Genomic DNA, 7,438 nt, shown 5'->3' on the forward strand with positions numbered 1-7,438 from the left:
AAAAAAATTATCAAAAACAAAAATATATTTTCAGAAAATCGAGAAAAAGAATAGAGACATTATTCTCTCAGCTTTGTGACCAATTTAAAATCAGAAACAACTACGCAAAATCATTTGAAGGTTTTAAAACAAGGATATTGAGCAAAATAACAGCATTAACTTTCATTCAATTTGTAAATGTTTTTGTATTTAATAGAAAAATGAATAATATTAAAATTGCATTAGTTTGATAATGCACTACGAGTTTTTTAAACTATTTTCAAATGGTTTTCCATCTTTTCGGCTATTCTCATTGCCTTGTCTATCTTTTCGGTTTTGTTGTATAGGTTTACCATATCATCGGTTTTATGTCCTGTTTGTGTTTTAATGTTTTCTTTTCCTAAAACCTCAATAAAATTAGTTACAAACGAACGTCTGAAAATATGAGAAGTAATAAGTTCCCATTTTTCAAATTCTTTTACAATTTTCTTCCCTCGTCCCCCTTGTTCTTTGTCTTTTACACCACCAATCATTTTTTGTGTCAATCCTGCCACTTTGCAAACTTCTTTGATGTAATCATTCAAACGCTGGTCGGATATTTTTCGGGGAAATTGTCCGTGTCGTTTTTCCAAAACTTTCAAAACTTCGGAATGCAGATAAATGTACTCTTCGGAATCGTGCGTTTGGTTCTCAATTTTCTTTTGTTTGAATTTTAAAATATTGGTATTGATGATATTCTTTGCGTTAAAGTTCAACAAATCGGAAACTCTTGCACCTGTATAGAATCCTATAATTATCCAGTCTTTGGCGTTTTCCAAATATTCGTGTGGGTAGATGGTATTTTTAATCTGCTCCAGCTCTTCAAATGATAAAATGGGCGGTGTATAGTTTTGTTTGGCTCTCATAAATTCCCAATGCAAAACTTCCGTATTCACATCAATTTTCTTTTTTGATGCGAAACTACAAACGGTTTTGATGTATTTCAAATCTTTTATGATGGTGCTGGAGCTGTATTTTTCTTTTTGCATCCACTCGGTCAAATCGTCCCGAAAATCATCATTCACATTTTTAAGTAAAATTTGTTTGTCAAATAAAATGATACGGTTTTTAATCGTGATGAGTTTCTTTCGTGTGGCTTCTGTTATTGGGTCTTGTTTGCCCTCAATACGTTTACTCTTGTCTTTAATGTAATACTCTATGAAGTTGACCAAATCGGTCGGGATGGCTGTTTTGTTGGTTTTGGGTTTTTCCTTTTCGGGAAAGTATTTTTTGTTGTAGAAATCTTTTATTTCGTCTGCTGTTGCTTCGGTGTTGTTGGCAAAGAAAACGGATAATTCAGATTTTAAGATGGCGAGGTTGTTATTTAAAACTGCAATTTCAGAATTAAAGTTTTTCTCCAAAACCGTCTTCGGATTTCTTTTGGTTAGATTACTCTTATAACTTTCTTTTTCTTCATCCCAATGTTCGGGATTGATTAAATAAGGTGTTTTGAGAATTACTTTAAAATCCCTGCCTTTTGTATATCGGAAATAAATAGATGAGGTTTCCCCAACTTTGGAGCGTAAAAATAGTTTGATTGCCATCACATTTTTTTGAACAATTCAAAGATATGAAAATCGGTTGATACAAAATAGTGTTTTTGCAATTTGTATCAACCGTTGTATCAACCAAATTGAATCTCATTACAATTTAATGCAACGTAAAAACATATCAAAATGCTCTGTAAAATACTATGGATAGGTGGTTTTTGAAAAAAAAAGGCAATAAAAAAGGCACTTCGCTAAAAGTGCCTAAATTCGTGGTTTGTGGAGTTGGAGGGATTCGAACCCTCGTCCAAACAAGCAATACATAAGATTTCTACATGCTTATTTCGCTATTGATTTTCGAGCCTAAGCAGAGAGCAAACACCCAACTTAAACCTTAGCTTCTGAATTTTTCGAGCCTTGGTCGAAGTGCCCAAAACCTTATTTCTGCATTGCTATGCCCCAAAATCAAACGCCGCAGAACAGAGCGTTTGTGAGACATCTTGCTTCCTTACTATCTTCGGGAAAGCGCTGGATCCTACTGTGATTCGGATTAAGCTGCAAGAGCGAACTCTTCGTTGCCAGTTAAAAGTGTGTAGCAAGGGATTTAAGAGATCGCGCTACGGTTCTCTGCATGCTTACTTACCCATTGACCTTGCTGTCGAAACCAGTCAACCCCAATTTTTAAATAAGACAACAAAGCTACAAAAAATTAATTTACCAACCCAATTCCAATCACCACTTATCATTCCATCATTTATCATTCATCATTTATAATAATTGGGCCGTATCCCTCGCCACGACGTGCCATCCTGAGGTTCACGCAGGGCAACCGCTCGGGTCGGGCTGTCCGCTGCAATCTTTTTGTCTTTCACCTGCGGTCTACGAAAGACGCTTCCACAAATACAAAAAGGATTTCCACTACCATCCCTTACGGAGCTTCGCAACAATCCACGTTTCCCAATAATTTTGAATTTTACACAAGAATCGAAGTTTTCAAAAACTTAAACAAAGCAAACATAAAAAATTCCTTTGCGAGCTCTGATGAGTTTACGTCTTTGCGGCCTTAAAAATATTTTCAATAATGGCAAAAAATCTTTGCGCACTTTGCGTTTAAAAAATCTTCTCAGAAAAATTTTAACAAAACCAAAACTCAAAATTTCTAAAAAAATCACAAAACTCCTTAAAGTCGGTTAAACTATCACCCCAAAAATCCACTTCAGATAAGGACAGAACCAATTAGATTTAATTTTGCACCAAACTTAGACTCCGTGAAACTCAAATTACTACCACTCTTCATACTTCTTTTTTCCATCAAAGCCTTTGCACAATCAGATTATGTGATGGGGAATATCTCCAATGAAAATGGCGACAAATTAACCAATGCCAGCATCGTCAATATCCGCACAGACCAAGTGGTGGTTTCGGATTTTATGGGAAACTTCGTCATCGCGGCCAAAGCTTCTGACGAACTCAGAGTCGCAAGACAAGGCTATGAACGCAAAAACATCACTGTAAGCCCCGAAAGTTTTTCCAAAAGCCTAGAGGTAAAACTACTCACAATACCTCAGGAAATAGAAGAGGTGAAACTTACCTTCCGCCCCACAGGAATTTTAAAGAAAGACGTCTCCAGACTCAATCCACCGCCAAAAGTCACCGCGCTTAATATGGCACTGAATAACTATATGAGAACCCCACCAAATGAAGTAGGACCAAGTGCAAAAGTACCTTCCTCGTTCCAGCAGCCCAATCTGCTGGCTGGACAAATGGATATGATGAAACTTGCCGGCGCCGTAGGGAAATTAATAGGCAAAACCACACAATCGCCCAAAACTACAGCCAATTATAGTGAAAAACAGGCATTCTATAAACGTGTAAAAGCAGTGGTTAATATGACCTATTTTACAGATTATGGATTGGACGAGTATGACTTCGATATTTTCTTGGCCTATGCAGACGAGTCCCGGGGACTTTCAAAGAATTACCGAAACAATTTCAACAAAGCAGCGATAGAATCTCAACTCAAGATGGCTTTTGAAGAATATCTCAAGACACACAACTTCTCCAGAAAACCTTCAGAAGGTTAATATTTTTAACTATTTCATCTGTGGTTTTTCTCAGATTCAACCTTTGGCGTGTGTTTGTTTAGCTTGTTTAGCGCTTTATTAAAGATGTTTAGGAGTGGTTGTTTAATTTAATTCTGACAGGTTAACAGTCTTCTAAGCGTGCTTTTTATCAGGAAATCCCTATCCATCCACCTTTTAACATAATGTGGAAAACTTTTGCAGATGATTGTCAGTTTTTTGACTCATTTCCGCAATTTGCCCTTTCATTTGTACACATCTATTTCTATTTTTGTAATCACTTTAGAAGATAAAAGTAAGGCAGTTTGCAAGTCGTCATATGTCATTACCATTCACTATCTTTTCATAGAAACCAATTAATTGATAAAAACAGCTGATAATGGGAGTTTTCGATAAAAGAATAAGCTACAAACCTTTTGAATATCCAGAAGTAATGCAATTTGTAGAGGCTATTAACAAGTCTTACTGGGTACATTCGGAGGTGGATTTTACAGCTGATGTTCAGGATTTCCAGTCGCAGTTAGAGCCCCACGAGAAAAATGCGGTGAAGAATGCTTTGCTCGCCATTGCTCAGATTGAGGTCAATGTCAAAACTTTCTGGGGCAATCTTTACAACCACCTGCCAAAGCCGGAACTTAACGGTCTCGGTGCCACGTTTTCAGAATGCGAATTCCGCCATTCCGAAGCTTACTCAAGGTTGTTGGAAGTTTTGGGTTACAATGATGACTTCTTGGACGTTGTGAATGTTCCTGCCGTCAAAGACAGAATCGATTACCTTGGCAAAATGCTGAAACACGCCAATTCTGAAGACCAGAAAGCTTACGTTTCTTCATTATTGCTGTTCAGTATTTTGATTGAGAACGTATCGTTGTTCAGTCAGTTTGCGATTATCTTGTCGTTCACGAGATTCAAAGGTTATTTGAAAAACGTTTCCAACATTATCGCCTGGACTTCTATTGATGAGCAGATCCACGCAAACGGTGGGATTTATTTGATCAATAAAATCCGTGAAGAACAACCGGATCTGTTGAACGATGCAGACATCGAAGCCATTTATGATTTGGTGGATGAATCTATCGAAATGGAATCCAACATCCTGGACTGGATCTTCGAACAAGGCGAATTGGACAATGTGTCCAAGAAAAACCTTCTCGACTTTATGAAATACAGAGTAGATGACTCTTTGAAAAAAATCGGGATGAAAACCAGATATAATGTAACGCCAGAAGATTACAAACCAATGATCTGGTTTGAAGAAGAAGTTTTCGCCAACTCTATGGATGATTTCTTCGCAAAACGTCCTGTAGATTACACAAAACACGATAAGAGTATTACGGCGAACGATTTGTTTTAAAATAATTTGGGCGCCTTTATCCGCCTTCCGTTCCCAATCTTTTTTTGCAGACGTTTTGTTTATTTCAAACAGAATTCAAGTTAAGCAAAAAAAGGATTTCCACTCAAGTCGGGGCGCAGCAACACTCTCAACAGAAAGTGTCAACAAAAAATAATATTTAAGATTTCAGCCTGAGCGGAGTCGGAGGATTTTAACATCCAAAAAGAACATCATATTGCTCATTCCATAGGAAACTCAGTAGTTTAGAACCTACGTAATGACAAAAGTGAATAAAAACCCTTTCAAAGTGTAAAACTGAGAAAGGTGTCAGAAAGAAAATTTTGAGAACCATTTTTAATTCTTGGAGTTTTCTTTTTTATGTGAAAAAGCCAATACAGGCGAAGCGCGCCCCGGCTTGAGTGGAGCTCTTTTTCTGGCATTGCGATGTGGAAATGTTCAAATGGATAGCTTCACGTCGTTCGCAATGACAGAAAAAAGCGGGAACGGAAGACGGATAAAGGCGCCCAAAATAGTAATAAAAACAATAAGCCAAACAATAAGCAAAAATAAAAAGTTATGATGGACGAAAATATAGATATCTGGTGGCTCAACGAAGAGTCTGAACAAATGCTGAACAGAGGCTACCTTTTGAAAGGTGAGACTGTAGATGGCGCAATAGACCGTATTACAACAGCAGCGGCAAAACGTCTTTACAAACCTGAACTTCAGGCGGCTTTCAAAGAAATGATCGTGAAAGGATGGATCAGTTTCTCTTCTCCTGTTTGGGCCAATATGGGAACGCAACGTGGTTTGCCGATCTCTTGTTTCAATGTTCACGTTCCGGATAATATCGAAGGCATCACGCACAAGTTGGGCGAGGTGATTATGCAGACGAAAATCGGCGGTGGAACGTCCGGTTATTTTGGAGAACTGAGAAACAGAGGAACCGCAGTGACAGACAATGGCAAATCTTCCGGAGCAGTTTCTTTTATGAAATTATATGACACCGCGATGGATGTGGTGTCGCAAGGTGGCGTGAGAAGAGGTGCATTTGCAGCGTATCTGGACATCGACCACGGTGATATTGAGGAATTCTTGAGTATCAAAGATATCGGAAGTCCGATCCAAAACTTGTTTACAGGAATCTGCGTTCCAGATTACTGGATGCAGGATATGATCGATGGCGATGCAGACAAACGTAAGATCTGGGCGAGGGTTCTGGAAAGCCGTCAGCAGAAAGGTTTGCCTTACATTTTCTTTACGGATAATGTGAACAGAAACAAACCGCAGGTGTACAAAGATTCTGGATTGATGGTGAACGCAAGTAACCTATGTTCCGAGATTATGTTGCCTTCTACAGCCAACGAATCTTTCATCTGCTGTCTGTCTTCTATGAACCTGGAATTGTACGACGAGTGGAAGGACACGAATGCTGTAAAATTGGCCATCTATTTCCTGGACGCCGTTCTGTCAGAATTCATAGATAAAACTGAAGGGAATTATTACCTGACTTCGGCCAGAAATTTTGCAATGCGTCACAGGGCTTTAGGTCTTGGTGTTCTTGGATACCATTCTTATTTGCAGAAAAATATGATCCCGTTCGAAAGTTTCGAGGCGACTCAGTTCAATGCAAGAGCCTTCCGTCACATCAAAGAACAGTCAGAAATTGCTTCCAAAGAATTGGCAAACATCTACGGTGAACCAGATATGTTGAAAGGTTACGGATTGAGAAACACGACTTTGATGGCCATTGCGCCAACCACGTCCAGTTCAGCAATTCTTGGTCAGACTTCTCCTGGGATCGAGCCTTTTGCTTCTAACTATTACAAAGCGGGTCTTGCCAAAGGCAACTTTATGCGTAAGAACAAATATCTGGCAAAATTGTTGGATGAAAAAGGTCTTGATAACGAAGAAACCTGGAGAACCATTATGCTAAACCACGGTTCTGTACAGCATCTTGAAGGTTTGTCAGATGATGAGAAAGCGGTGTTCAAAACATTCCGTGAGATCTCTCCAATGGAGATCATTTCTCAGGCGGCACAAAGACAGCAGTATATTGATCAGGCGCAGTCGCTTAATTTGCAAATCCCATCGACAATGCCGGTGAAAGACGTGAATTACTTGATGATCGAAGCTTGGAAGAAAGGCGTGAAAACCCTGTATTACCAAAGAAGTTCATCTGTTTCTAAGGAGATGATGGTCAACTTTGTGAGTTGTTCTGCCTGTGAAGCGTAAGTGAAGAAACAAGAACAAATTAAAAAGATAGAAGCCGTCTCGTTGTAAAATGAGACGGTTTTTTTGTGCAGAATTTTTTAAACTTATTTTCCTCCCTTGAGGTTGGACAAGAAATCAGTTTAAAAATGGGCTACATTAATAAGAGATAAAAATTTCATCGCAATTATTTCCCCAACCCTAAAGGGAGTGATTTCGATGAAATTTCAGTTTGATTTTTCTCCCTTTAGGGTTGGGGTAAAGAAAATCAATCTGAAATTATTTCTATGGTATTTTAAAAGTGTATC

General features: G+C 38.4%; 5 protein-coding genes and 1 other RNA gene. 4 read left to right on the forward strand and 2 right to left on the reverse strand.

Going from position 1 to position 7,438, the window contains the following annotated elements; all coding sequences use genetic code 11:
- Window positions 1-230 (forward strand): transposase (locus tag F564_RS0117810; RefSeq protein WP_154656900.1); only part of this gene is annotated, 230 nt, incomplete at its 5' end.
- A gap of 18 nt (window positions 231-248) precedes the next feature.
- Here the strand turns inward: F564_RS0117810 and F564_RS0117815 are convergent.
- Both F564_RS0117815 and ssrA read right to left on the reverse strand, forming a co-directional pair.
- Window positions 249-1,562: a tyrosine-type recombinase/integrase gene (locus tag F564_RS0117815; protein WP_028123753.1), complete on the reverse strand. Its 1,314-nt coding sequence runs from the start codon at window positions 1,560-1,562 to the stop codon at window positions 249-251.
- Between the two features lie 220 nt (window positions 1,563-1,782).
- Window positions 1,783-2,181, reverse strand: a transfer-messenger RNA (tmRNA) gene (gene ssrA / locus F564_RS20365).
- Window positions 2,182-2,773: 592 nt separating this feature from the next.
- Here ssrA and F564_RS0117825 point away from each other — a divergent pair.
- The 3 genes from F564_RS0117825 (at window position 2,774) to F564_RS0117840 (ending at window position 7,154) form a co-directional block, all read left to right on the forward strand.
- The gene (locus F564_RS0117825) at window positions 2,774-3,589 is read left to right on the forward strand and encodes a hypothetical protein (RefSeq protein ID WP_028123754.1); all 816 of its coding nucleotides are present in this window, start codon (window positions 2,774-2,776) and stop codon (window positions 3,587-3,589) included.
- Between the two features lie 376 nt (window positions 3,590-3,965).
- The gene (locus F564_RS0117830) at window positions 3,966-4,940 is read left to right on the forward strand and encodes a ribonucleotide-diphosphate reductase subunit beta (protein ID WP_028123755.1); all 975 of its coding nucleotides are present in this window, start codon (window positions 3,966-3,968) and stop codon (window positions 4,938-4,940) included.
- A 558-nt stretch (window positions 4,941-5,498) separates the two neighbouring features.
- Window positions 5,499-7,154 (forward strand): ribonucleoside-diphosphate reductase subunit alpha, encoded by a 1,656-nt coding sequence (locus tag F564_RS0117840; protein WP_028123757.1) that lies wholly within the window; start codon window positions 5,499-5,501, stop codon window positions 7,152-7,154.
- Window positions 7,155-7,438 lie beyond the last annotated feature (284 nt).

Source organism: Epilithonimonas tenax DSM 16811, assembly GCF_000428485.1.
Classification (GTDB): Bacteria; Bacteroidota; Bacteroidia; order Flavobacteriales; family Weeksellaceae; genus Epilithonimonas; species Epilithonimonas tenax.

Coding starts and splice junctions, on each gene's coding strand:
- F564_RS0117815 (WP_028123753.1), bottom strand. CDS start 1,562: ATGGCAATCAAACTATTTTTACGCTCCAAAGTTGGGGAAACCTCATCT.
- F564_RS0117830 (WP_028123755.1), top strand. CDS start 3,966: ATGGGAGTTTTCGATAAAAGAATAAGCTACAAACCTTTTGAATATCCA.
- F564_RS0117840 (WP_028123757.1), top strand. CDS start 5,499: ATGGACGAAAATATAGATATCTGGTGGCTCAACGAAGAGTCTGAACAA.